25 protein-coding genes are annotated in these 22,300 nt (G+C 72.5%); 16 read left to right on the plus strand and 9 right to left on the minus strand.

Annotated features, from left to right (window positions below; translation table 11 throughout):
* Positions 1 to 243: 243 nt before the first annotated feature.
* Positions 244 to 807 (minus strand): TetR/AcrR family transcriptional regulator, encoded by a 564-nt coding sequence (locus DV20_RS20505; protein WP_043782595.1) that lies wholly within the window; start codon positions 805 to 807, stop codon positions 244 to 246.
* Between the two features lie 76 nt (positions 808 to 883).
* Between DV20_RS20505 and DV20_RS20510 the strand changes: the two genes are divergently transcribed.
* The 7 genes from DV20_RS20510 (at position 884) to DV20_RS20540 (ending at position 7,710) form a co-directional block, all read left to right on the plus strand.
* Positions 884 to 1,792, plus strand: coding sequence for an NADP-dependent oxidoreductase (locus DV20_RS20510; protein WP_043782598.1), 909 nt, complete (start codon positions 884 to 886; stop codon positions 1,790 to 1,792).
* 92 nt (positions 1,793 to 1,884) lie between these two features.
* Positions 1,885 to 3,078: a MurT ligase domain-containing protein gene (locus DV20_RS20515; RefSeq protein WP_043782777.1), complete on the plus strand. Its 1,194-nt coding sequence runs from the start codon at positions 1,885 to 1,887 to the stop codon at positions 3,076 to 3,078.
* A complete protein-coding gene (locus tag DV20_RS20520; RefSeq protein ID WP_043782601.1) occupies positions 3,071 to 3,787 on the plus strand; it encodes a type 1 glutamine amidotransferase in 717 nt (238 codons plus the stop codon). The genes DV20_RS20515 and DV20_RS20520 overlap by 8 nt, the downstream gene beginning before the upstream one ends.
* A 106-nt stretch (positions 3,788 to 3,893) precedes the next feature.
* Positions 3,894 to 5,282 carry a sensor histidine kinase gene (locus DV20_RS20525; RefSeq protein ID WP_235190895.1) on the plus strand — a complete coding sequence of 463 codons (1,389 nt, stop codon included), beginning with the start codon at positions 3,894 to 3,896 and terminating at the stop codon, positions 5,280 to 5,282.
* On the plus strand, positions 5,282 to 5,962 hold the full coding sequence (locus DV20_RS20530; protein WP_043782606.1) for a response regulator transcription factor: 681 nt from the start codon (positions 5,282 to 5,284) through the stop codon (positions 5,960 to 5,962). The genes DV20_RS20525 and DV20_RS20530 overlap by 1 nt, the downstream gene beginning before the upstream one ends.
* Positions 5,963 to 6,547: 585 nt before the next feature.
* The gene (locus DV20_RS20535) at positions 6,548 to 7,108 is read left to right on the plus strand and encodes a GvpL/GvpF family gas vesicle protein (protein WP_043782608.1); all 561 of its coding nucleotides are present in this window, start codon (positions 6,548 to 6,550) and stop codon (positions 7,106 to 7,108) included.
* Between the two features lie 74 nt (positions 7,109 to 7,182).
* Complete coding sequence (locus tag DV20_RS20540; protein ID WP_043782610.1) at positions 7,183 to 7,710, plus strand: NHL repeat-containing protein; 528 nt, start codon at positions 7,183 to 7,185, stop codon at positions 7,708 to 7,710.
* On the opposite strand, the gene DV20_RS20545 is transcribed toward DV20_RS20540, so the two are convergent.
* Genes DV20_RS20545 through DV20_RS20555 form a run of 3 tightly spaced genes read right to left on the minus strand, consistent with a single transcriptional unit; the run spans position 7,707 to position 9,264 of the window.
* Entirely contained in the window at positions 7,707 to 8,108 is a 402-nt protein-coding gene (locus tag DV20_RS20545; RefSeq protein WP_043782613.1) for a CoA-binding protein, read from the minus strand. The genes DV20_RS20540 and DV20_RS20545 overlap by 4 nt on opposite strands.
* Positions 8,109 to 8,131: 23 nt before the next feature.
* Positions 8,132 to 8,704, minus strand: a complete 573-nt coding sequence (locus DV20_RS20550; RefSeq protein WP_043782614.1) for a hypothetical protein — start codon at positions 8,702 to 8,704, stop codon at positions 8,132 to 8,134.
* 56 nt (positions 8,705 to 8,760) lie between these two features.
* Positions 8,761 to 9,264, minus strand: a complete 504-nt coding sequence (locus DV20_RS20555) for a VOC family protein (RefSeq protein ID WP_043782615.1) — start codon at positions 9,262 to 9,264, stop codon at positions 8,761 to 8,763.
* Positions 9,265 to 9,403: 139 nt separating this feature from the next.
* Here DV20_RS20555 and DV20_RS20560 point away from each other — a divergent pair, with 139 nt between their 5' ends.
* Complete coding sequence (locus DV20_RS20560; protein ID WP_043782616.1) at positions 9,404 to 10,207, plus strand: 2-keto-4-pentenoate hydratase; 804 nt, start codon at positions 9,404 to 9,406, stop codon at positions 10,205 to 10,207.
* Complete coding sequence (locus DV20_RS20565; protein WP_200876464.1) at positions 10,204 to 10,965, plus strand: 2-keto-4-pentenoate hydratase; 762 nt, start codon at positions 10,204 to 10,206, stop codon at positions 10,963 to 10,965. The genes DV20_RS20560 and DV20_RS20565 overlap by 4 nt, the downstream gene beginning before the upstream one ends.
* 305 nt (positions 10,966 to 11,270) lie before the next feature.
* On the opposite strand, the gene DV20_RS20570 is transcribed toward DV20_RS20565, so the two are convergent.
* Entirely contained in the window at positions 11,271 to 13,184 is a 1,914-nt protein-coding gene (locus DV20_RS20570; RefSeq protein ID WP_043782618.1) for an ABC transporter ATP-binding protein, read from the minus strand.
* 41 nt (positions 13,185 to 13,225) lie between these two features.
* Positions 13,226 to 13,693 (minus strand): DUF1579 family protein, encoded by a 468-nt coding sequence (locus tag DV20_RS20575; protein ID WP_235190896.1) that lies wholly within the window; start codon positions 13,691 to 13,693, stop codon positions 13,226 to 13,228.
* A gap of 49 nt (positions 13,694 to 13,742) precedes the next feature.
* Between DV20_RS20575 and DV20_RS20580 the strand changes: the two genes are divergently transcribed.
* Positions 13,743 to 14,189, plus strand: coding sequence for a MarR family winged helix-turn-helix transcriptional regulator (locus tag DV20_RS20580; protein WP_043782620.1), 447 nt, complete (start codon positions 13,743 to 13,745; stop codon positions 14,187 to 14,189).
* On the opposite strand, the gene DV20_RS20585 is transcribed toward DV20_RS20580, so the two are convergent.
* Positions 14,190 to 14,645 carry a winged helix-turn-helix transcriptional regulator gene (locus tag DV20_RS20585; RefSeq protein ID WP_043782621.1) on the minus strand — a complete coding sequence of 152 codons (456 nt, stop codon included), beginning with the start codon at positions 14,643 to 14,645 and terminating at the stop codon, positions 14,190 to 14,192.
* A 90-nt stretch (positions 14,646 to 14,735) separates the two neighbouring features.
* On the opposite strand from DV20_RS20585, the gene DV20_RS20590 reads away from it, so the two are divergent.
* Together DV20_RS20590 and DV20_RS20595 are read left to right on the plus strand one after the other, a co-directional pair.
* Positions 14,736 to 15,323, plus strand: coding sequence for a dihydrofolate reductase family protein (locus DV20_RS20590; RefSeq protein ID WP_043782624.1), 588 nt, complete (start codon positions 14,736 to 14,738; stop codon positions 15,321 to 15,323).
* A 27-nt stretch (positions 15,324 to 15,350) separates the two neighbouring features.
* The gene (locus tag DV20_RS20595) at positions 15,351 to 15,734 is read left to right on the plus strand and encodes a PPOX class F420-dependent oxidoreductase (protein ID WP_043782627.1); all 384 of its coding nucleotides are present in this window, start codon (positions 15,351 to 15,353) and stop codon (positions 15,732 to 15,734) included.
* Between the two features lie 131 nt (positions 15,735 to 15,865).
* Here DV20_RS20595 and DV20_RS20600 read toward each other — a convergent pair whose 3' ends face one another.
* Complete coding sequence (locus DV20_RS20600; protein ID WP_043782630.1) at positions 15,866 to 16,447, minus strand: TetR/AcrR family transcriptional regulator; 582 nt, start codon at positions 16,445 to 16,447, stop codon at positions 15,866 to 15,868.
* 95 nt (positions 16,448 to 16,542) lie between these two features.
* Here DV20_RS20600 and DV20_RS20605 point away from each other — a divergent pair, with 95 nt between their 5' ends.
* A complete protein-coding gene (locus DV20_RS20605) occupies positions 16,543 to 18,969 on the plus strand; it encodes a glycoside hydrolase family 3 C-terminal domain-containing protein (RefSeq protein WP_043782631.1) in 2,427 nt (808 codons plus the stop codon).
* A 21-nt stretch (positions 18,970 to 18,990) separates the two neighbouring features.
* Here the strand turns inward: DV20_RS20605 and DV20_RS20610 are convergent, their stop codons facing one another.
* Complete coding sequence (locus tag DV20_RS20610; RefSeq protein ID WP_043782633.1) at positions 18,991 to 19,656, minus strand: TetR/AcrR family transcriptional regulator; 666 nt, start codon at positions 19,654 to 19,656, stop codon at positions 18,991 to 18,993.
* Positions 19,657 to 19,758: 102 nt separating this feature from the next.
* On the opposite strand from DV20_RS20610, the gene DV20_RS20615 reads away from it, so the two are divergent.
* The 3 genes from DV20_RS20615 to DV20_RS20625 all read left to right on the plus strand — a co-directional run bounded on the left by DV20_RS20615 (position 19,759) and on the right by DV20_RS20625 (position 22,270).
* Entirely contained in the window at positions 19,759 to 20,673 is a 915-nt protein-coding gene (locus DV20_RS20615) for an SDR family NAD(P)-dependent oxidoreductase (RefSeq protein ID WP_043782635.1), read from the plus strand.
* 172 nt (positions 20,674 to 20,845) lie between these two features.
* A complete protein-coding gene (locus tag DV20_RS20620) occupies positions 20,846 to 21,748 on the plus strand; it encodes a GNAT family N-acetyltransferase (RefSeq protein WP_043782636.1) in 903 nt (300 codons plus the stop codon).
* Positions 21,749 to 21,844: 96 nt separating this feature from the next.
* Entirely contained in the window at positions 21,845 to 22,270 is a 426-nt protein-coding gene (locus DV20_RS20625) for a hypothetical protein (RefSeq protein ID WP_235190897.1), read from the plus strand.
* Positions 22,271 to 22,300 lie beyond the last annotated feature (30 nt).

The raw sequence follows: 22,300 nt of genomic DNA on the forward strand, positions 1-22,300 counted from the left end.
GCGGCGGGGGGCCGGGTTCGGCGCGGCCCAACGCCCCTCGGCCACCCTCGCCGGGGCACCTGCGAAGGGCCGCCAGGGCGAAGCGGCGCCCAGGAGATCGACTCCGCCGGAACTCTGGGAGCGCCTCGGCAACGGCGGGGTTTTCGGTCGCAGCCCAGCGGACGATCAGCCCGGGAAGCCTCGCCATATCAGCCGACCCGGGAAGCTCCTGCCGGATCAGCCGACCCAGGAAGCCTCGCCGGATCAGCGCGCGACGGCCGCCTGTACCTCATCAAGAGCCCGCCGCGCAGCCTCCCCGAAGTCCCCGGCGTCGCCCTCGATCCACCGCTCATAACCGATCTTCATCGCCAGTGCCCCCAGCTCCGCGACCACCCGCGCGGTCAGCTCGGCAACACCCCGCCGCCGGAGTGCGTCGGTCATCGCCGCGATGATCGCCAGTCCCTTGAGCGCGTCCCGCTCCTGCAGCTCCGGGTGCGCGGCGATCACCGACCGCCGCTGGGCACTGAACTCCCGGAGCTCCGGGGTGAACGCCTCCCGGGCCGCCGCGTCCATCGCGCAGATCACCGCTTCGACGGGTGTCGCCGCGGGCGGTGCGGCGACCACGGCCTCCGCCAGCAGGTCGGCCAGTGCGCTTCCGCCGAAGAGCACTTCCCGCTTGTCCTGGAAGTGCCGGAAGAACGTGCTCTTCGTCAGTCCCGCGCGCGCCGCGATGTCGACCACCGTCGTGTTCTCGTAGCCGCGCTCGGCGAACAGTTCGAGGGCGGCCTTGCTCAGCCGCTTCGGTGCGTCCGGTTCCCAGCGAGCCATGGTGGTCACTTTACGGCACTTGGTCCCGTCGCCAGGTGTACGGTGATGGGACCAAGTCCCATAACAGGAGGTTCCGATGAGCCGAGCCGTCGTCTACGAGAAGTTCGGTGGCCCCGAGGTGCTGGAGCTGCGAGACGTCCCCGAACCCCACGCCGGCCCGGGTGAGGTGCGCGTTCGCGTCACCGCCGCCGGGCTGAACCCGATGGACTGGGGCCTCGTCGCGCGCCCCGAGGCCGCCGCGCGGTTCGGCGTCACCCTGCCGTCCGGCTTCGGGTACGACTTCGCCGGCGTGGTCGACGAAGCCGGGCCGGGCGCCGGATACGCCGTGGGCGACCGCGTCCACGGCGGCGCGCTGGGCCGGGCCGTCGCCGATTTCGTGGTCGTCCGGGCGGGAGACGCGCTCTTCCGCACCCCGGACGGCATCAGCGACGAGGTGGCGAGCACCCTCCCGGTGGCCGGCTCCTCCGCGGCCGCCGCACTGGCCGCCGTCGGGCTGCGGGCCGGGGACACCGTCCTGGTCGGCGGGGCCGCCGGCGGGGTGGGCATCTTCGCCGTCCAGCTCGCGAAACTCGCCGGCGCGACCGTGCTCGGCACCGCCGCCGAGGGCACCTTCCCCTTCCTGCGCGAGCTCGGCGCCGAGCCCGTCGCCTACGGACCCGGCCTGCCCGACCGGGTCCGCGAACTCGGTGAGATCACCGCCGCGATCGACCTCTTCGGCACGGAGACGGCGGAGGCCGCGTTGAAGCTCGGCGTCCCACCCGAGCGGATCGCCACGATCGCCGCGGGCCCCACCCCGCCCGGCGGGGTGCGTGCCACCGGGGGCGCCGACGCCGAGCCCGGTGCCTTGACGCAGATCGCCGACGCCGTCGCCGCCGGACGGCTCAGGGTGCCCGTCGCCGCCGTCTTCCCCGTCGAGCGGATCCGCGACGCCGTCGCGTTGCAGGCTTCGCGGCACGTCCACGGCAAGGTCGTCGTCACGCTGTAGAGACCCGTGCCACGGACTCAGGAAAATCACAGCGCCCGGGGGGCAGCATCCGGCCGGTGTCCGTCCGAAACCCCCTCCGCACCCGCGCGTCCGTGGCCGCCGGGCGGCTGACCGCCTGGCTGTCCCGCAGCTCGGGGCTCGGCCGCGGCGGCATGATCGGCGGCCGCGTCACGCTGGCCCTCGATCCGCTCGCCCTGCGCCGCCTCGGCCGGGAACGCACGGTCGTGCTCGTCACCGGCACCAACGGCAAGACCACGACGTCGCTGATGCTCACCCGTGCGCTCGAAACGCTGGCCGAGGTCGCCGCCAACAGCGATGGCGCCAACATGCCCGACGGCGTCCTCGCGGCGCTGACCGCCCGCCCCGACGCGCCCTACGCGGTGCTCGAGGTCGACGAGACCTACCTGCCCTGGGTGGCCGACCAGGTCCGGCCCGCCGTCCTCGTCCTGCTCAACCTCAGCCGCGACCAGCTCGACCGGGTCGGCGAGGTGCGCGCCACCGAGCGGGACCTGCGGGCGGCGATCGGGACACTGCCGGGCACGGTCGTCGTCGCGAACTGCGACGACGTCCTGGTGACGTCCGCGGCGAGCGCGGCCGCGAAGGCCGTGTGGGTCAGCGCCGGCTGCCGCTGGACCGGTGACTCGACGGCGTGCCCGCGCTGCGAAGGCCGCGTCGCAACCCACGACCGGCACTGGAGCTGCGGGTGCGGGCTCGCCCGGCCGGAACCCGGCTGGACGCTCGACGGCGAGTTCGTCCGGACGCCGGGCGGCCGCCAGGTCGACCTCGACCTGCGGCTGCCCGGCGAGGTCAACCGCGCCAACGCCGCGCTCGCGCTCGCCGCGGCGCACCGGCTCGGCGTGCCGCCGCACACCGCCGCGGCCCGGCTGCGGACCATCACCGACATCGGCGGCCGCTACCGGACGATCCGCCGGTCGCGGCACTCCGTGCGGCTGATGCTGGCCAAGAACCCGGCCGGCTGGGTGGAAACCCTGCGCGTGCTGGACGAGGACACCCCGGTCGTCGTCGCGGTCAACGCTCAGGAGGCCGACGGCCGCGACCTGTCCTGGCTGTGGGACGTGCACTTCGAACGGCTGCGCGGACGCCCGGTGGTCGTCACCGGCGAGCGCGGCGCCGACCTCTCCGTGCGGCTCTGCTACGCCGAGGTCGCGCACTGGGCCGAGCCGGACCCGGTCACCGCGATCGACACGCTGCCGCCCGGCGCCGTCGAGCTGGTCGCCAACTACACCGCGTTCCGCGAGCTGGTGGGCAGGTTGCCGGGTGGCTGAGTCGATCGTCCGGATCGGGCTCCTGCTGCCGGAGGTGCTGGGCACCTACGGCGACACCGGCAACGCCCAGGTGCTCGGGAAGCGGCTGCAGTGGCGCGGGTTCGACGCCGAGGTGGTGCCGGTCGGGCTCGGCGAGGCCGTTCCGTCCGCTTTGGACCTCTACCTGCTCGGTGGCGGCGAGGACGGCGCGCAGGCGCTGGCCGCCGCGCACCTGCGCAAGTACCCGGGCCTGCGGCGGGCCGTCACGGCCGGCGCGGTGGTCTTCGGCGTGTGCGCCGGCCTGCAGGTGCTCGGCACCCGCTTCCGCGGCCTCGACGGCGTCGACCACGACGGCCTCGGCCTGCTCGACGTCACCACCGAACCGGGCGAGCAGCGCGCGGTCGCCGAGCTGGTCGCGACGCCGTCCCGGCTCCTGGCCGGGGCCGCCCTGACCGGGTTCGAGAACCACCTCGGCGTCAGCAAGCTCGGCGCCGGCAGCGAACCGCTCGGGCAGGTCGTGCGCGGCACCGGCAACGGCGACGGCACCGAGGGCGCGGTGACCGACCGGGTCGTCGGCACCTACCTGCACGGCCCGGCGCTCGCCCGCAACCCCGCGCTGGCCGACCTGCTGCTGGCCTGGACGGTCGGGCACCCGCTCGGCCCGTTGCGCGTGCCCGAGGTCGAGCGGCTGCGCGGGGAGCGGCTCGCCGTCCCGCGCCGGCGCCGGTGAGCCCGTGGTCCAGCCCCGTTCCCCGGCCACCGCTGCCGGCCACCCGCCGGCACCCCGAGGCCACATCGGGGCGGGCCGGGCGCGCGGCGGTGGTTACGCTGCGTTGGTGGGACTGGGCAGGGTGATCGCCGCGACCGGCGTCCGGATGCGCACCACCGCCGTGGCGGTGTTCGCGCTCGCGCTGGCCATCGCCGCCGCCGGCGTGGTCGTGGTGGTGCTGCTGGAGGAGTCGCTCGACCGCAGCGTCACCGAGAGTGCCCGCAGCACCGGGCGGCAGGTCGCCATCCAGCTCGTCCGCGAGGGCGCGCGGGACCTGAGCGCCAGCGACGTCGCCAGCACCGGCGACACCGAAGCCGTCACGCAGGTGCTGGATGCGCGGGGCACGCCGATCGCGAGCGACCCGGCCATCGTCGGGCACCCGGCGCTGACCGCGGCCCGCCCGGTGGTCGGGCACGAGATCGTCGAGACGCTCCCGCTCGGCCTGAACGGCGACAACGACGACTACCGCGTCGTGTCGCAGGAGGTGGCCGGACCTGGCGGGCCGTTCACGGTGATCTCCGCGCGCTCGCTGGAACCGGTGACGGAGGCGTCGACGCGGTTGACGCTGCTGTTCGGCCTGATCGCCGTGCCGCTGCTGGCGATCGCCGGGCTCGCGGTGTACCGCGCGGTCGGTTCGGCGCTGCGGCCGGTCGAGCGGATGCGCCGGACCGTCGCGGAGATCTCGACGCGCGACCTCGCCGCGCGCGTGCCGCTGCCGCCGGGCGGCGACGAGGTGCACCGCCTGGCCGTGACGCTGAACGAAATGCTGGCCAGGCTCGCCTCGGCCCAGGCCGCGCAACGCCGGTTCGTCGCGGACGCCAGCCACGAGCTGCGTTCGCCGCTGTCGACCATCAGCACCGCGCTCGACGTGTCCGGGCGGCACCCGGAGAGCACCGGCGACCTGGTGCCGGTGATCGCCCGCGAGACCGCTCGGCTGCGCGAACTCGTCGACGACCTGCTCATGCTGGCCCGCACCGACGACGCGACCGACCGGCCGCAGCGCACCGAGGTCGACCTCGACGACATCGTCCGCGCCGAAGCCGAGCGGGTCCGCGGCGAGACCACAGTGGACGTCGAGGTCCGCGCCGGGCCCGCGAAGGTGCACGGCAGCGAGGCCCAGCTGCGGCGGGCCGTGCGCAACCTGGTCGACAACGCGCGCGGGCACGCGCGCTCGCGCATCCGCGTCAGCAGCGCGGTGCGCGGCGACCTCGCCGTCGTGGAGGTGAGTGACGACGGTCCCGGTGTCGCGGCCGCCGACCGGGAGCGGATCTTCGAGCGGTTCGTCCGGCTCGACGCGTCGCGGCAGCGCGGGCACGGCGGCACCGGGCTGGGCCTGCCGATCGTGGCCGGCATCGCGGCGCGCCACGGCGGCCGGGCGCGCTGCGCCGAGTCCGGCGAGCCGGGCGCGCGGTTCGTCATCGAGCTGCCGGTGATCGAACTGCCGAAGGAGGAGTAGTGCGCCTGTTGATCGTGGAGGACGAGCGCGAGTTCGCGGAGACGCTGCGGCGGGGGCTGGTCGCCGAGGGCTTCACCGCCGACGTCGCGCACACCGGTCGCGAGGGGCTGTGGCGGGCGACCGAGCACTCCTACGACGTCGTGGTGCTCGACATCATGCTGCCCGAGCTGTCCGGTTACGAGGTGCTCAAACGGCTGCGGGCGGCGGAGAACTGGACGCCGGTGCTGATGCTGACGGCCAAGGACGGCGAGTACGACGAAGCCGACGCCTTCGACCTCGGCGCCGACGACTACCTGTCCAAGCCGTTCTCCTTCGTCGTGCTCATCGCCCGGCTGCGCGCGCTCCTGCGGCGCGGCGCCCCGGCGCGGCCGGCCGTGCTGGAGGCGGGCGACCTGCGGCTCGACCCCTCCGCCCGTACTGTCCATAGAGGACAAAATCGGATCGAGCTCACCGCGCGGGAGTTCGGGTTGCTGGAGTTCCTGCTGCGGCGGGCCGGAACCGCGCTGTCGAAGAACGAGATACTGAGCCACGTCTGGGACGCGCACTACGACGGCGACGAGAACGTCGTCGAGGTGTACATCGGCTACCTGCGGCGCAAGATCGACGCGCCGTTCGGCTACCACACCATCGAGACGGTCCGGGGCGTGGGATACCGCCTCGTGGACGTTACTCGATCGTAATCAACCGCACGTTTTCCGGAAATTGGTCCCGCTGGGTGTCCGTGTGCTGGGCCGTTCGCCTCCGCCGGTTGCCGCGGATCGCCCAATCGTTCCCGCGAACCGGTGAAAAATACGCTCACTCGACACCGGTGCACGCGATCCGGCCTGTTGCTACCGTGGGCCACCCACTCGTGACAAGGAAAGCGATGCCGGAATCGCCACTGCCGTTGCCTGCCCAAAACAAAATTGCCTCGGAAGATGCCGGGAAATCCGTTTCCCGGCTCCGCGCCGCCGACGGGTTCACCCGGGGCGCCGCCGATTCCGGAAAGGAAGTTCGACACGATTTACCGCTTCGTCCGACTTGTTGGCGATATTTCTTCGCCCCGGATGCCGCCCGTGCCGAACGGGGGACCACCGGCCTGGCGGCACGCGTCGCCGAACCGGAAGCGCAACCGTCCGTCCATTCGGGACATCGCACCGGCACCCGTCGTCACCGGGGACGTCATCTCCCTCGCCGACATCGCCCGACCGAAGGAGCGAAGTGACCAGACCGGGACAAACCGGTGGCGGCCCCGCCGACACGCCCGCCATCCCCGCCGACCAGCCGTGACGCTGCAGCTCTACGGCGTCGTCCGGGCCGGGCACCCGCGGGCGCCGCGGACGGTCCGCTGGGAAGACCTGGCGATGGTCGTCGGCGATCCCGAGCCCGACCCGGCCGCGCACCTCGCGGTGGTGTCCGCGCTCGTCGAGGGCGGCCCGGTGCTGCCGGTCCGGTTCGGCACCGTGGCCGAGGACGAGGATGCCGTCCGCACCGAGGTGCTCGCGCCGTCCGCCGAGACCTACCGCGCCGACCTCGACCGGCTGGACGGCCTGGCCGAGGTGCACGTCTGCCTGCGGTTCACCGAACCCGGGTCCGCGTGGCGGGCGGCCCGTTCGGACGTGCTGCTGTCCCGGGTCGCCGAGCGGGCGCGCGACTCCGTGGCGCTGCCGGCGGGCGAGAGCGCCGACGAGCGCTGGGCGTTCCTGGTCGGGCTCGGTGACCTGCTCGTCGTCCGGGACACCGTCGCCGGGCTCGCGCGCGGCGACGGCGTCCAGGCCGACTGGCTCGGGCCGCTGCCCGCGTACAGCTTCCTCGACCGGCGGGCGTGCTCCCGGTGGAGCTGGTGAGCGGGGGCGGAACAGTCGCTGAACACTCGTCCAGGAGCTGGCCGCCGCGGTTCGCGGCCGGTGATCCTGGTGCCGTGACCAGCAGTGAAGTCGCCGCGCTCCCACGGGCGTTCGGCGGACCCGGCGCCGGGCCGGGGCAGTTCCGCGCGCCGTCGGGGATCGCCGTCGACACGCGCGGCCGCGTGTGGGTGGCCGACACCGGCAACGACCGCGTCCAGGCGTTCACCCGCGACGGCGCGCTCGTGCGCGTCCTGGCCGGACGGCTCAAGGCGCCCGAAGGGGTGGCGGTCGACGCGGCGGGCAACGTCTACGTCGCCGACACCGGCAACCGCCGCGTGGTGCAGTTCTCGTGGCGGGGCGGGTTCGTGCGCGAATTCGGCGGCCTGGTCCGGCCCCGCGGGGTCGCGCTGGACCAGGCCGGCCGGTTGCTGGTCGACGACACCGGGCGCGTGGCCCGGTTCGACATCCGCACGGGCGCCGCGCTGCCCGGCACGGCCGAGCCGATCAGCTCACCGCGGGACATGGCCGACGACGGCACGGGCGGGGTCTGGGTCGCCGAGACCGGCAACCACCGCATCGTCCACTTCGGAGCGTCCGGCTAGCTCTTCGAGATCGCGGCGGTCGCGCGGACGACGGCGGTGCAGCGGTTCTCGACGTAGGCGAGGCCGCCTTCTTCGGCGATGCGGCGCGCTTCGGCGGAGACGATGCCCTGCTGCAGCCACAGTGCTTTGGCGCCGATCTCGACGGCTTCGCGGGCGATGCCCGGCGCCTCGGCGGACGGCCGGAAGACGTCGACGAGGTCCACCGGCTCCGGGATGTCCTTCAGCGACCGGTACACCTTCTCGCCGAGCAGCTCGGTCGCGGTCGGGTGCACCGGGATGATCCGGAAGCCGTGGGCCTGCAGGACGGCGGGGACGCCGTGGGCGGCCTTGGCCGGATCGCGGCTCAGTCCGACGACGGCGATGGTGTTCGCACCGGCGAGGATCTCCTCTGCGTTCATACCGGTGGAACGCCGGGCGGGCGTCAAAGCTTCCAGAGCCGCAGGCCGCGCACGCGGTAGACCGGCCACAGGACGTGCCACGGCTTCCGCCGGGCGAAGGTCGCGGCGCAGGTCAGGATGTTGCGCGCGGCCGTCGTCGCGACCTCGTGGCGGTCGGCCCAGATCGCGCCCTTGGCGCCGACGGCGATCCGGAACACGGTCAGCAGGCCGCGGCCCTGCAGGTCGTACTTCGCGCCGGTGTCGCCGGAGCCGGGGGCGAGCTCGGCGATTTCGGCGCCGAACGCGCGGGCCGCCTGCGGCGCCACCTCGGCCGGGACCACGCCGACGCTGCGGGTGATCGCCTTGCCGTGCATGCGCCGCGCGTAGCGGAACAGCAGCGCGCGCTCCCACCACGGCAGCAGCCGGTGGTGCTGGAGGAGGGCGGCGCATTCGCCGTGACCGATCGCGAAGATGCTCGTGAGCTCGTCGTAGGCGCCGTTCGTGACCGGCTCGTTCAGGTGCAGCCGCACCTCGAACCGGGTGCGCGCGGTCAGTTCGTCGAGCCGCTCGCGGTGATCGAGCCGCGCCTTCGCGCGGGAGAGGGACCAGTCGGACATCGGACCTCCAGGCGTCGCGCACAGGCTAGTTGGCGCGCGACGCCCGGACCACGCTTTCAGCCGATCTTCTCGCCGTACATCTCGCCGAGCGGGTCGGAGATCAGCTCGACGCGGGCACCGTCCGGATCGGACAGGTAGAGGGAGGTCCCGCTCTCCAGCAGGTACTGCACGCCGGCTTCGTCCAGCTTGTCCCTGATCGCGCTCCACCGATCGGGGGTGACGGAGAGGGCCAGGTGGTGCAGTCCACCGAGGACTTCCGCGTACGGGCCGAGGTCCAGACCGGGCAGGTCGAAGAAGGCGACCGCGTTGCCGTTGCCGACGTCGAAGAAGAAGTGGCTGGAGCCGGGGTAGTCGCGGTTTTCGATCAGCTCGGTGAGCGGGAAGCCGAGGATGTCCTGGTAGAACTCGATGGTCCGCTCGACGTCACTGGCGATCAGCGCGGTGTGGTGGATGCCGCGCCCGTTCGTCGCCGGGCGTTCGGCGGCCGGGCGCAGGTGGCGCTCGCGCAGTTCGTCGCGGATCTCGGCGAGCTTGGCGACCTCGGCGGGGGTCGGTGCCATGTCCCTCACGTCCCTTCGTGGTGATGTCCTCCACGCTACGCCCGGTTTATCTCGCGCGCAAGAGATTGTCGGGCGAGAGTTCCGCTGGGTGGAACGTTCGTGCTTGTGCGGGCGGAGCGCACCCGGCAGAGTCTCGGGGGTGGACGTCAGCAAGGTGCAGGAGGCCGCCGCCGCGCTGGCGCGGGCCTACGCCCGGCGCGAGCCGATCGAGCCGCTGGTCAAGACGTACCCGGGCGCGGGCGTCGAGGACGCGTACCGGATCCAGCAGGAGCAGGTGCGGCACTGGGTCGAGGGCGGGGACGCCGTCCGCGGGCACAAGGTCGGCCTCGCGTCGGCGGCGATGCAGCGGCAGATGGGCGTCGACCAGCCCGACTACGGGCACCTCACCGGCAGCATGTTCCACCTGGAGCACCAGCCGATCCCGACGTCGGCGTTCCTGCAGCCGCGGATCGAGCCGGAGATCGCGTTCGTGCTGGGCTCGGCCCTGCGCGGCCCCGGTGTGACGGTCGCCGACGCGGTCCGGGCGGTCGAGTTCGTGCTGCCGTCGCTGGAGATCGTCGACTCCCGCATCCAGGACTGGCAGATCTCCCTGTTCGACACGATCGCGGACAACGCGTCGTCCGGCGGGGTGGTGCTGGGCAGCAGCCCGGCTTCGCCGGGTTCGGTGGATCTGCGGCTGGCCGGCTGCGTGCTCTACCGGAACGGTTCGGTGGCGGCGACGGGCGCGGGCGGCGCCGTCCTCGGATCGCCGGTGAACTCGCTGGTCTGGCTGGCGAACACGGTGGGGCCCCTGGGCGTCACCCTGGAGCCCGGCCACGTCGTGCTGCCGGGGTCGATGACCCGGGCGATCCCAGTGTCGCCGGGCGACACGATCGTCACGACGATCGCCGGCGTCGGCAGTGTCACCGCGGTCTTCGCTCCCGCTTCTCCGGAGGACGCATGAACGTGCGCGAGGCAGCCGCCTCTCTGTTGGGAACGGTTTCGGAGCGAGCACCGCTCTCGGCCGACTGGCCGGGGTTGGACGTCGACACGGCGTACGCGATCCAGGACGAGGCCCTGCGGCAGCGCCGGGCCCGCGGCGAGACGCTGATCGGGGTGAAGCTGGGCCTGACGTCCCGGGCCAAGCAGCAGCGGATGGGCATCGGCTCGCCGTTGCTGGCCTGGCTGACGGACGCGATGGTGCTGCCGGCGGGCGCGCCGGTGCCGCACGAGACGTTGATCCACCCGCGCGCGGAGCCGGAACTGGTCTTCGTGCTGGGCCGCCGCCTGGCGGGCCCGGGCGTGACGGCGGCGACGGCACTGGCCGCGGTCGACCACGTGTACGGCGGCATCGAGGTCATCGACAGCCGGTACGCGGACTACCGCTTCACGCTCCCGGACGCCGTCGCGGACAACGGCTCGTCGGCGTACTTCAGCCTGGGCCCGGTGGGCCTTCCCCCGGCCGCGCTGGATCTTTCGCTCGAGGCGGCCCTCCTGGAGGTCGACGGCCAGATCGTGGACACGGCCACGGGCGCGGCGGTCCAGGGCCACCCGGCGGAGGCACTGGCCCTGGCGGCGAACGCCCTTTCGGCCCGGGGCCTGGCCTTGGAGCCGGGCTGGCTCGTCCTGACCGGCGGCATGACGGACGCGGTCCCCCTCCACCCCGGCTCCAGGGTCGCCGCCCACTTCTCCCACCTGGGCTCCCTGACCCTCGCCACCTAACGTCCCGCCCCTCCAGTCACGCGAGATGCCCCTCCAGTCACGCGAGTTGACCCTCTGATCACGCGAGTTGACCCTCCAGTCACGCGAGTTGACCCTCTGATCACGCGAGTTGACCCTTCAATCACGTGAGATGCGCCTCTGATCACGCGAGTGACGCGGACCGGACCGGTGAACTCGCGTACTTGCGGGGTCGGCGGGCCGACTTGCTGGGTGCGCGGGCCGACTGCCGGGTGCGCGGGCCGACCGTCTGCTCACTGCTGCGGGGCGCGGGCGCGGGCGCCGGGGGCAGGGGCGGGTGGGCGCGATCAGGGTGGGTCGGTTCGGTAGGCGCGGGCCTGGATCTCGTACAGCTCGTGGTAGACGCCGCCCGCGCGGATCAGCTCGTCGTGGGTGCCTTGCTCGATCAGCCTTCCCTTCTCCAGCACCAGGATGCGGTCCGCCGACCGGATGTTGGCCAGGCGGTGGGTCACCAGGACCGTCGTGCGGCGGCCGCGGCCCGAACGGCTCGCGTGCTGGAGCCCGGCGAACACCCGGGCTTCCGCGCGGGCGTCGAGGGCCGCCGTCGGCTCGTCGGCCACCAGTACCGAGGCGTCCCGGTAGATGCCGCGGGCGATGCCCATGCGCTGCCACTGGCCGCCCGACAGGTCGTGGCCCTCGTCGAACTTCTTGGACAGGACCGTGTTCTCCTTGGCCGGCAGGGAGCCGATCACCTCGTCCGCGCCCGAGTAGCCGACGGCTTCGCGCCACGCCTGCCCGCCGGGGTCGGGGCGGCCGAGGCGGCCGACCGTGATGTTGTTCGCCGCGGTCATCGGCCACTCCGCCGGCTCCTGGGCGATCACCGCGATGTTCGCGTGCACCGAGGCCGGGTCGGCCTGGGCCAGGTCGACGTCGTCCCAGCGGACCGTGCCCTCGTCCGGCGGGTAGAGCCCGGTGAGCAGCTTGCCGAGGGTGGTCTTGCCCGAGCCGTTCTCGCCGACCAGCGCGACCACCTCGCCGCGCCGGATCGTCACCGAGATGTCCCGCAGCGCCGGGCTGTCGCGGCCCGGGTAGGTGAACGTGACGCCGTCCAGCCGGATCTCGGCCGGGTCGGCGGGCGCGGTCACCGACGACGGCGGCGGTTGCCGCTTGCGCGACTCCGCCAGCAGCTGGTTGTAGAACCCGATGTAGAAGGAGTCCTCGTACAGCGAGTTGACCGCGCGCATGGTGTTGGACAACGCCGTCGACGCCGTGCGCATCGCCAGCACCGCCGTGCCGGCCAGCGCCAGCTCCATCCCGCCGGTGTAGAGCAGCCAGCCGAGCACCAGGTACGCGACGGCCGTGCCGAGCCCGGCCGCCGCCCGCCCGCTGGTGCGCACCAGGTTGCTGCGGTGCGCCAGCCGGATCTCCTCGCGCGTGAGGCTGCGCGAGATGCGCCGGTACTCGCCGAGCAACGGCTCCTGCAGCGTCAGCGCGTGCCGTTCGAGGGCCATCGAGCGCCAGGTGGCCACCTCTTCGACGACCGACTTGCGGATGTTGCGCCCCACGGTGTCCACGAAGTGCCGGTAGTTCAGCTTCGCGACGCGCGCGGCGGCCCAGCCGTCGGCCGCCGCGGCGAGCAGCAGCACCGGGGCCAGCCACGGGTTGAGCAGCCCCGCCGTGATCATCGCCGCCGCCAGCGAGATCACCGACGACGTCAGGTCGGCCAGCCGCCGCAGGCTCGTCTCGATGGCCCGCACCCCGAACCGGGCACCCTGCCGGGCCAGTTCCCGGAAGTCCGCGTCCTCGAACGCGATCAGCCCGACGCGCACGACCGCGGCCGTCACCGCGTCGTCCGCCGCCGCGGTGACCCGCGGCCGCAGCGCGCCCTCGACGGCGGCGACCGCCGCGTCCAGCACCGCGCGCGCCGCGTACGACCCGGTGACGACCGCGATCGCCGGCAGCGACTGCAGCACGCGTTCCGGCGTCGGGCCTTGCTCGAGCAACGCGGTGAAGACGTTCGCGGTGGCGAGCAGCCCGAACGCCGTGACGCAGCCGGAAACGACGTGCACGACGGCGGCCAGCAGCGTCAGCCGCGGCGATGTCCGCCACGCCAGCCGCAGCACGACCGAGATCGCCGTGGGCAGCGTGCGCACGGCTTGGCCGAAGCCCGCGGCGGCCACGCGTTCGTCGACGCGGGCCCACTCGGGCATCTTGACGTTCTCGACCCCGATCAGCGGGGGCGGAGCTGCGGTTCCGGACACACCCCCAGCTGTACTCCGGGGGTCCGACAGTTTCGGCGCGGTTACTGGTCCTTCCGGGTGTACCGCGCGCGCAGAAACGGGCGGTAATCCGGGTTTTCACCCATCCGGACGTCGATCTCGTGCGTCAGCGCCGCGCCCTCCGGGGTGAGCCGGTGCCGGGCGACCCCGCGCGCGGTGTGCTTCTCCAGGGTCAGCGTCGCGCCGGTCCAGCCGCCGCGGGCGGGCGACTCCGGCGGGAAACCGTAGCTGTCGAAGCCGTACCAGAGCGTCTCGCCGGTGGCCGGATCGGCGGTGAAGACGTTGTGGCCGAGGAACTCCGACCCGTCGGCGCGGCGTTGCCGGTAGTGCTGGACCACGGCGAAACCGTTGAGCGCCAACCGGTATTCGCAGTCCGCGTGCGCGGTGGAGGCCGGCGCCCACGGCGAGGCGGCGAGCTCCTCGGTGCCGGTCCAGTCACCGACGAACGCCCGCAGCGCGTCGTGCGCGGGACCGAGGCGGGGCATGTCCATGGTCGTCTCCATTTCGACAGGTGCCTGTCGATGTGCGAGACTAGCACCCATGCGGTCGCACCGAGCCGAGACGTTCACCCGCGTGATCGACGCGGTTTTCGCCTGCAACGGCGGGTTCCTCGCCGCGGGTGACGCGCTGACGGAGCCGGTCGGGCTGACCGCGGCGCAGTGGCAGGTCCTCGGCTTCCTCGAGGACGGCCCGGCGACGGCCGCCGAGGTGGCGCGCCGCCGCGGGTTGCGCCGGCAGAGCGTGCAGGAGACGGTGAACCGCTTGTTGCGCAACGGAATGCTGGACCGCCTGCCGAACCCGGCCGACGCGCGGGCGCCGCTGCTGTCGTTGACGCGCCGGGCGCGCGCGGCGCTGCGGGCCTTGGGGGAGGCGCAGGTCGCGTGGGCGGAGGAAATCGCGGCCGAGGTGCCGGTGGCGGACCTGGAGACGACGCTGCGGACGTTGTCGCGCTTGCGTGCGGTGGTGGCTCAGCCGCGGCTGTCGTAGTCAGCGGGTGGCGCCGGGGCCGGCCAGTGTGTCGACGTCGTTGGCGTGCATCGGCTCGCCGCAGTGGGTGCAGCGCAGGTCGACGCTGGTGATTTCGCCGCACGCGTGGTGGCGGTAGAGCACCGGCGGGCCCGCCTCGCCCGCCAGCCACTTGTCGCCCCAGCGCGTCATCACCATCAGCATGTCGACCAGATCGGTGCCCTTCTCGGTCAGCACGTACTCGTAGCGCGGACGGCGGTCGTACGGGCGGCGCTCGAGGATGCCGGTGTCGACCAGGTGGTTCAGCCGTTCGGTGAGGACCTTGCGCGAGATGCCGAGGTCGGCTTGGAGCTGCTCGAACCGGCTCACCCCGACCCAGACGTCCCGCAGGATCAGCGGTGACCACGGTTCGCCGATGACGTCGAGCGTGCGCGCGATCGAGCACGCGGCCAGTTCGCTGAAGTTCGTGCGCTGCATGAGCCGAGTTTAGCAGTCAGGGTTCCCTTAAGGAACTTGACCTGCTACGGTTCTGGAGTCTCCTGAAGGAACCCAGAAGGGAAAGCCGTGATGAGCAAGGTCTTCAGTGCCCACGCCGTGTCGGTCGACGGGTACATCACCGGCCGCGGCGCCCGCCCCGGCCAGGGCCTCGGCGACGGCGGGACGCTCTTCGACTGGTACTCCGACGGGGACACCCCGAGCCGGGTCTTCGACTTCTTCAAGCTCAGCGAGCCGAGCGCCCGGGTCTTCGACTCGCTCGCCGGCCGCGTGGGCGCGATCGTGGCGGGCCGCAACACCTACGAAGACTCGGAGCACTTCGGCGGCGGCAGCCCGCACCCGGGTGTCCCGCTGTTCCTGGTCAGCCACCGGCCCGCGCCGGAACTGACCGAGCGGCAGACCCTCGTCGGCAACGTCGAGGACGCGATCGCGGCGGCCCGCGAAGCGGCCGGCGGCAAGGATGTCGGCCTCATGGGCGGCGGCGTCCTGGCTTCGGCGCTGCGGGCGGGCTTGGTGGACGAAATCGTGCTCCACCAGGTCCCGGTCCTGCTCGGCGGCGGCCGGTCGTTCTTCCGGGAGTTGCCTTCGCAGGTGCGGCTGAGCCTGGTCGAGGCCGTGGCCGCGCCCGGCGTCACCCACCTCCACTACTCCGTCGCCTGAACCTCCAACCCCAGCAAGGAGCCGACCATGCTCGACGCCGACGTCCGCCGCATCCTCGCCACCACGGTCACCGCTCACCTGGCCACGGTCCTGCCCGACGGCGCACCGCATTCGGTGCCGGTCTGGGTCGACCCGGAGGGCGACCGCATCGCCATCCTGACCGGCCCGGACTCCCGCAAGGCCCGCAACCTGCGCCGCGACCCGCGTGTCGCGCTTTCGCTGACCCCCGTGGACAACCCGTTCGAGCCGGTGATCATCCGTGGCCGGGTCGCCGAGTGGATCGAGGGTGAGGCCGCCTGGGAGATCGTGGACCGGATCGCGGCCAAGTACACCGGTGGGCCGTACCCGCGGGAGCAGGAGCGGGTGGTCGGGTTGATCGAGGTCGAGCGGCAGAGTGTGGGGATGCGCTGACCGTCAGTCCGGCCTGCGGCCGTGGGGGCGGGCGGTGGGGGCCGGCGGCTTGCCGAGCGAGTCGGTGGCACGCGCGGGTCGGCGGCGCGTTGATCGAGATCGAGCGGCAGAGTGTGGGGATGCGCTGACCGTCAGTCCGGCTTCACGCCCAGCAGGGCCAGGAACGTGCGGAACCCGGCCGACATGTCGACTTCCTCCGGGTCGAGGAGCCACTGCAGCTGGAGGCCGTCCAGGGTGGCGATGGCCAGGGGGGCCAGCTGCTCCGGGGTGGTTCCCGGAGGGAGCTCGTCGCGGTGGCGCTCCAGCATCTGGGCCATGCCCGCCCGTACCCGGGCGTAGCGGTCCTGGAAGTACTTGCGGGCCGGGTGGTCCTCCGTGACGCTGTCCGCCGACAGCACCGTGTACGTCTGGACGATCCCGGGCCGCGTGGCGTTGTAGTCGACCAGGTCGGCCAGCTGGCTCACCGAAATGGCCGAGGGGTCGCCCGGCCGGGCGTGGCCGAAGTGCAGCAGGTCCCACTCGTCGCGGGTTTCCAGCACCGCCGTCAGCAGGTCTTCCTTGGTGGGGAAGTAGTGCATCAGCCCCTGCTGCGTCAGGCCGACGCGCTCGGCGACCGCGGCGAGGGACGTGCCTCGGTAGCCGCGCTCGGCGATCACCTCGAACGCCGCTCGGACGATGCTGGCTCGGCGGTCGGCGCCCCTGGCCCGGGTCATGATCCCGAGCCTACGGCAGAGAGCGTCACGGAAACATAACGTTCGCTACTCGTCGCCAGGTAAGGTGACGGCAGGACCGATCGCGGAGGATGCGCATGAGCTTCGACGTCGAGGCACTGCTGGCCGAACTCGACCTGGACGCCAAGGTGAACCTGCTCGCCGGCCAGGACGTCTGGTCCCTCCCCGCGCTGCCGCGGATCGGGCTCGCGTCGCTGGTCCTCTCCGACGGCCCGGTCGGCGTCCGCGGGACGCATTGGAGCCCGGACGACCCCTCGGTGACCCTGCCCAGCCCGACCGCGCTCGCCGCGAGCTGGGACCCGCGCCTGGCCGTCAAGGCCGGACGGCTGCTCGCGCAGGAAGCCCGGCGCAAGGGCGTGCACGTGCTGCTCGCCCCCACGGTCAACCTCCACCGCTCGCCACTGGGCGGCCGGCACTTCGAGTGCTACTCCGAAGACCCCCTCCTCACCGGGTCGATCGGCGCCGGCTACGTCACCGGCGTGCAGGACGGCGGGGTCGCCGTCACGGTCAAGCACTTCGTCGCCAACGACTTCGAGACCGAACGCTTCACCGTCGACGTGCGCCTCGGCGAGCGCGCCCTGCGCGAGCTCTACCTCGCGCCGTTCGAACTCATCGTCCGGCGGGCGAAGCCGTGGGGGATCATGGCCGCCTACAACAGCGTCAACGGCACCACGATGACCCAGCACGCCGAACTGGTCAACGGCGTGCTCCGCGGCGAATGGGGCTTCGACGGCTTCGTCGTCTCCGACTGGCTGGCCGCGCGCGACACCGTCGCCTCCGCCAACGGCGGCCTCGACGTGGCCATGCCCGGCCCCCGCACGGTGTTCGGCGAACGGCTCGCCGAAGCCGTTCGCGGCGGCGAGGTCGACGAAGCCGTGGTCGACGCCATGGCCCGCCGCGTGCTCCTGCTCGCGCACCGGACCGGCGCGCTCGGCGGCGGGCCCGCGCCGACAACGTCCCCTGTGGACGGTGACGCGGTCGCGCGCGAGGTCGCGCACCGGTCGTTCGTGCTGCTCCGCAACGAAACCGGCGTGCTGCCCCTGCGGAACCCGCAGAGCATCGCGCTCATCGGCGCGCTCGCCGCGGACCCGAAGATCCTCGGCGGTGGCAGTGCCACCGTGTTCCCCGACCACATCGCCTCCCCTCTCGACGGCCTGAAAGCGGCCGTTCCCGCGGGCACCGAACTCGCCTACGCCCCCGGTGCCGATCCGCGCACGACGTTACCGGCCGCCACCGACAATTTCCGGCTCCGCGCGACGGCCCGCGCCGCCGACGGCACCCGGCTGGCCGAATTTCCCTTGCGCAGCGCCAGGATCGACTGGATCGGTGAACTGCCGGCCGGCCTCGACGCCGGCACGCTCGCGTCGGTCGAGATCGCCGGCACGTTCCTCCCGGACGCCAGCGGCACGCACACCTTCGGCGTCACCGGTCCCGGCGACCTCCGGCTCGTCGTCGCGGGCCAGACCGTCTTCGACGGCGTGAACCTGCCGGAGGGCGGGGACATCTTCACGTCCGTCATGCAGGTCCACGAGCAGCGGCGGGAGGTCGAACTCACCGCGGGTGAACCGGTCGACGTCAGCCTGACCTACTGGATCCCCTCGGAGATGGCGGAGTTCGCCAGGGGCACCTTCGCCTGGGTCACCTTCGCGCTCGGCCACCGCGGCCCGGTCCTCGACCCGGACGCCGGCCTCGAAGAAGCCGTGGCCCTGGCGGCGAAGTCCGAGGTCGCTGTCGTCGTGGTCGGCACGACCGCCGAGGTCGAAAGCGAAGGCTTCGACCGGACGTCGCTCGCCCTGCCCGGCCGCCAGGACGAACTCGTCACGCGGGTCGCCGCGGCGAACCGCAACACCGTCGTGGTCGTCAACGCGGGCTCCCCGGTCGAGATGCCGTGGCGTGACGACGTCGCCGCGGTGCTCCTCACCTGGTTCCCCGGCCAGGCCGGCGGCGACGCGCTCGCCGACGTCCTCTTCGGCCGCGAAGAACCCGGCGGCCGCCTGCCGACGACCTGGCCGGCGAAGCTGGAAGACGCGCCGGTCACGGACGTGACGCCGAAGGAAGGCGTGCTCGAGTACGGCGAAGGCGTGTACATCGGCTACGGCGCTTGGGCCCGCGCAGGGCGGCAACCCGCGTACTGGTTCGGAGAGGGCCAGGGCTACACGACGTGGGAGTACGAAGAACTCGACGTCGACCCGGACGAAGAAGGCGGTGCACGCGTCCGGGTCCGCGTACGCAACACGGGCACGCGCAAGGGGCGCGAAGTCGTCCAGATCTACCTCGCCCCGACCGAGCGCGGCGACCGGCCGCACCGCTGGCTGGCCGGCTTCGCGAGCGTCGAAGCCGGGCCCGGTGAGGTCGTGGAGGCCGACATCGCCATCGCCTCGCGGTCGGCCGAAGTCTGGCGCGACGGCTGGCGGCACATCGCGGGCGAGTACGTCGTGGCGGCGTCGCACTCCTACGCCGAACCGCGGCTGAGCACGCGCGTGGTGCTGCAGAAGATACGTTGATCATCGCGCGCGGACCCGCTCTCAAGGGCGTGGCAGGAGCCCCACGAGCGACGTGATGATCGCGAGCCGCAGCGCCGGCCGCAACTCGATGCGGTGGACCGCCAGTGCCGGCTCCGACTCGTAGACGGCCAGCAGGCTCGGCGGCGGCGAGGTGTAGGCGGACAGCGCGCCGGCCACCAGCAGGGCGGTCAGGCAGAGCTGCTCGGCGTGGCCGTCGACCTCGGGCAGGTACCGCCGGACGAGGCCGGCCATCACCGCGAGGTTGCGCAGCGAGGCCCGCTTGTGCCGGCGGACCACTTCGACCGAGACGTTGTGTTCGAGCACGCCGCCCTGTGCGCCGTAGAGGTCGCAGAGCACCGTCTGCGCGGCGAGCGACCGGCTGAGCACGTCGGCCGTCTGTTCGGCTCGTTCCTCCGGGGGACGGCTGGGGTCGACGCCGCGGCCCAGTTCCTGTTCCAGTCCGGCCAGCCAGGTCGCCGTCCGGTCGTCCATCAGGTCGAGCAGCACCGCCTCGCGGGACTCGAAATAGCGCAGGACCGCCGTCTTGGCCAGGCCGACCCGCCGGCTCAGCTCGTTCAGGGTCACCTCGGCCACCGGCATCTCGTCGAGCATCGCGGAGGTCGTCTCCAGGATCGCCCGGCGCCGGACCTCCCGCTGCTCTTCGGTGCGCGCCCGCTGGAACGTCATGCCGTCGACCCTAGCTCGTGTACCGCCGGTACCTTGACAGTGTACCGGCGGTACATTACCGTCCCGAGCACAAGTTACCGGCGGTACATTAGGGAGCCTTCGATGAACTGGACCGAGCAGCAGATCCCGCGCCAGGACGGCCGCGTGGCCGTGATCACCGGCGCCAACACCGGGCTGGGGTTCGAGACCGCCCGGCGGCTCGCGGAGCGCGGGGCCACGGTCGTGCTGGCCGTGCGGGACACCGGAAAGGGCAGGCTGGCCGCGGCCCGGATCGACGGCGACGTCTCCGTGCGGGAGCTGGACCTGACCTCGCTGGAATCGATCCGGGCCGCCGCGGCCGCCCTGCGTGCCGCCCACCCGCGGATCGACCTGCTGATCAACAACGCCGGCGTGATGTACACGCCGAAGCAGACCACCCGCGACGGCTTCGAGCTGCAGTTCGGCACCAACCACCTGGGCCACTTCGCGCTCACCGGGCTGCTGCTCGACCGGCTGCTGCCCGTGCCCGGCTCCCGGGTCGTCACGGTCAGCAGCACCGGCCACCGCATCAACGCCGCCATTCACTTCGACGACCTGCAGTGGGAGCGTTCCTACAGCCGGATCGCGGCCTACGGCCAGTCGAAACTCGCCAACCTGATGTTCACCTACGAGCTGCAGCGCAGGCTCGCCGCGCACGGCACCACCGTCGCCGTGGCCGCACACCCCGGTATCTCCGACACCGAACTGGCCCGCAACAGCCCGGCCGTCGTCCGGCGGCTGCTCACCTGGCTCGCTCCGGTGCTCACCCAGCCCGCGACGGCGGGCGCGCTGCCCACCCTGCGGGCCGCCACCGACCCGTCGGTTCTCGGCGGGCAGTACTACGGGCCCAGCGGTCTGGCCGAGCGGCGCGGCTACCCGAAGCTGGTCGCCTCCAGCCCGGACTCCTACGACCTGACCGCGCAGCAACGTCTTTGGGCCGTCTCGGAAGACCTCACCGGCGTGCGGTTCCCGGTCGGCGGGGCAACCGCCGCGGCGTGAGCCCGCGGAAAATACGTTGATCCCCGCGGGTGCAACCCCTAGGGTCGCGTGCAGGCACCTTGACCAGCGAAAGGAGGTGGGACCGATGATCACGCAACCGATCACGCGCTCCCACCTCGCAGCGAGGGTGCCGGCTGCCTGACCGGGAGCGCGTACTCCCGGAAGGATTTCCATGACCGATCTGGTCGTGCGCCCGCTCGAAGCGGGCGAAGAAGCACTGTTCACCTCCCTGCCCGACCGCGGTCTCGTCGGCCGCAAGCTGCTCGGTGACGACTTCGTCGAGATGGCGAGGCGGGGCGAGTACCCGCCCGAGCGCGTCTGGATCGCCCTGCGCGACGACGTCGTCGTGGCCCGCGCCGCCTGGTGGGCCAAGGCCGGCGACGAAGACCCGGTCGCCCTGGACTGGTTCGACTTCACCGACTTCGACGCGGCCGTCGAGCTGCTGAAGACCGCGCCGCTGCGCGCCGAGTACTCGCTGCACACCCCACCGGCGTGGCAGGACGATCCGGACGTCGCGGCCGAGGTCGGCCGCCGGGTCCAGGCGGCCGAGCGGGCGGGCTACCGCAAGCTGGTCGAGCGCTACCGCTTCCGCTGGACGCCGGAGAACGGCCTGCCGGAGAAGCCCGGACGGCTCGAGTTCCGGCCGGAGCCCGACGACAGCGTCATCCTCGACGTCTTCAAGCGCGTGCACGTCGGCAGCCTCGACGCGCACGTGCGGAAGGCCGTCGAGGAGCACGGTCTCGACGCGGCCGCGCAGGAGGACCTCGACATCATGAAGTGGATGCCGGCGCCACGGGACTGGTGGCGGCTGGCGTACACGCGCGAAGGCGAGCTGGTCGGCCTCGTCCTGCCGAGCCGGAACGTCTACGACCCGGTGGTCGGCTACGTGGCCGTGGTGCCGGAGCACCGAGGCCACGGTTACGCGTACGACCTCCTGGTCGAGGCCACGCACGACCTCGTCGGCTACGGCGCGGACCGGATCGTCGCGGGCACCGACGTCGGCAACGTCCCGATGGCCAAAGCCTTCGCGAAGGCGGGTTACCCGGTGACCCAGCACCGCATCGACCTCGCCTGACCGTCACTTTCACGTGAAAGTGCCCCCGTGGGCACTTTCACGTGAAAGTGCCCAGGAGGTATGGTCGCTAGAGCGATCTATCAAATGGGGGGCGTGATGGACAAGGGACTGGCACCGCTTCGCGTGATCCTCGGCTTCTCGCTGCTCAGCACGGGGATCCACTACGCCCACAACGCCGTCCGGTACGCGGACTATCCGCAGCTGGAGGGGATCACGCCGCTCGTCGGCGGCATCGTCGTGGCCGTCACCTGGGTGGTGTTGACGGCGTTCGGCTGGCTCGGCTACCGCGCGTACACCCAGGGGCGGTACGAGCGGGCGCTGGCGTTCCTCTTGGGCTACTCGCTGGCCGGGATGGTCACGCTGGGCCATTTTCTGACCGGTGTGCCGCAGATTCCCGCGTTCTGGTTCGCGACGATCTTCACCGACGCCGCCGCCGGGCTGGCCCTGTGGGTGTTCCTCACCTGGGCGTGGACCACGCTCAACCGGGTGAGCGGCCGAGATCAAGTTTCTACACAACATTGACGTCCGTCTGACTGGTGTAGACACTCGAAG

It is taken from the genome of Amycolatopsis rifamycinica (genome assembly GCF_000695625.1).
In the GTDB taxonomy this organism is placed as follows: domain Bacteria; phylum Actinomycetota; class Actinomycetes; order Mycobacteriales; family Pseudonocardiaceae; genus Amycolatopsis; species Amycolatopsis rifamycinica.

What these genes read in the sequence shown, in the direction of transcription:
- DV20_RS20615 (WP_043782635.1), top strand. Translation starts at nt 19,759, where the DNA reads ATGAACTGGACCGAGCAGCAGATCCCGCGCCAGGACGGCCGCGTGGCC.
- DV20_RS20620 (WP_043782636.1), top strand. Translation starts at nt 20,846, where the DNA reads ATGACCGATCTGGTCGTGCGCCCGCTCGAAGCGGGCGAAGAAGCACTG.
- DV20_RS20595 (WP_043782627.1), top strand. Translation starts at nt 15,351, where the DNA reads ATGCTCGACGCCGACGTCCGCCGCATCCTCGCCACCACGGTCACCGCT.
- DV20_RS20555 (WP_043782615.1), bottom strand. Translation starts at nt 9,264, where the DNA reads ATGGCACCGACCCCCGCCGAGGTCGCCAAGCTCGCCGAGATCCGCGAC.
- DV20_RS20550 (WP_043782614.1), bottom strand. Translation starts at nt 8,704, where the DNA reads ATGTCCGACTGGTCCCTCTCCCGCGCGAAGGCGCGGCTCGATCACCGC.
- DV20_RS20610 (WP_043782633.1), bottom strand. Translation starts at nt 19,656, where the DNA reads ATGACGTTCCAGCGGGCGCGCACCGAAGAGCAGCGGGAGGTCCGGCGC.
- DV20_RS20605 (WP_043782631.1), top strand. Translation starts at nt 16,543, where the DNA reads ATGAGCTTCGACGTCGAGGCACTGCTGGCCGAACTCGACCTGGACGCC.
- DV20_RS20580 (WP_043782620.1), top strand. Translation starts at nt 13,743, where the DNA reads ATGCGGTCGCACCGAGCCGAGACGTTCACCCGCGTGATCGACGCGGTT.
- DV20_RS20625 (WP_235190897.1), top strand. Translation starts at nt 21,845, where the DNA reads ATGGACAAGGGACTGGCACCGCTTCGCGTGATCCTCGGCTTCTCGCTG.
- DV20_RS20505 (WP_043782595.1), bottom strand. Translation starts at nt 807, where the DNA reads ATGGCTCGCTGGGAACCGGACGCACCGAAGCGGCTGAGCAAGGCCGCC.
- DV20_RS20585 (WP_043782621.1), bottom strand. Translation starts at nt 14,645, where the DNA reads ATGCAGCGCACGAACTTCAGCGAACTGGCCGCGTGCTCGATCGCGCGC.
- DV20_RS20590 (WP_043782624.1), top strand. Translation starts at nt 14,736, where the DNA reads ATGAGCAAGGTCTTCAGTGCCCACGCCGTGTCGGTCGACGGGTACATC.
- DV20_RS20565 (WP_200876464.1), top strand. Translation starts at nt 10,204, where the DNA reads ATGAACGTGCGCGAGGCAGCCGCCTCTCTGTTGGGAACGGTTTCGGAG.
- DV20_RS20575 (WP_235190896.1), bottom strand. Translation starts at nt 13,693, where the DNA reads ATGGACATGCCCCGCCTCGGTCCCGCGCACGACGCGCTGCGGGCGTTC.
- DV20_RS20510 (WP_043782598.1), top strand. Translation starts at nt 884, where the DNA reads ATGAGCCGAGCCGTCGTCTACGAGAAGTTCGGTGGCCCCGAGGTGCTG.
- DV20_RS20545 (WP_043782613.1), bottom strand. Translation starts at nt 8,108, where the DNA reads ATGAACGCAGAGGAGATCCTCGCCGGTGCGAACACCATCGCCGTCGTC.
- DV20_RS20600 (WP_043782630.1), bottom strand. Translation starts at nt 16,447, where the DNA reads ATGACCCGGGCCAGGGGCGCCGACCGCCGAGCCAGCATCGTCCGAGCG.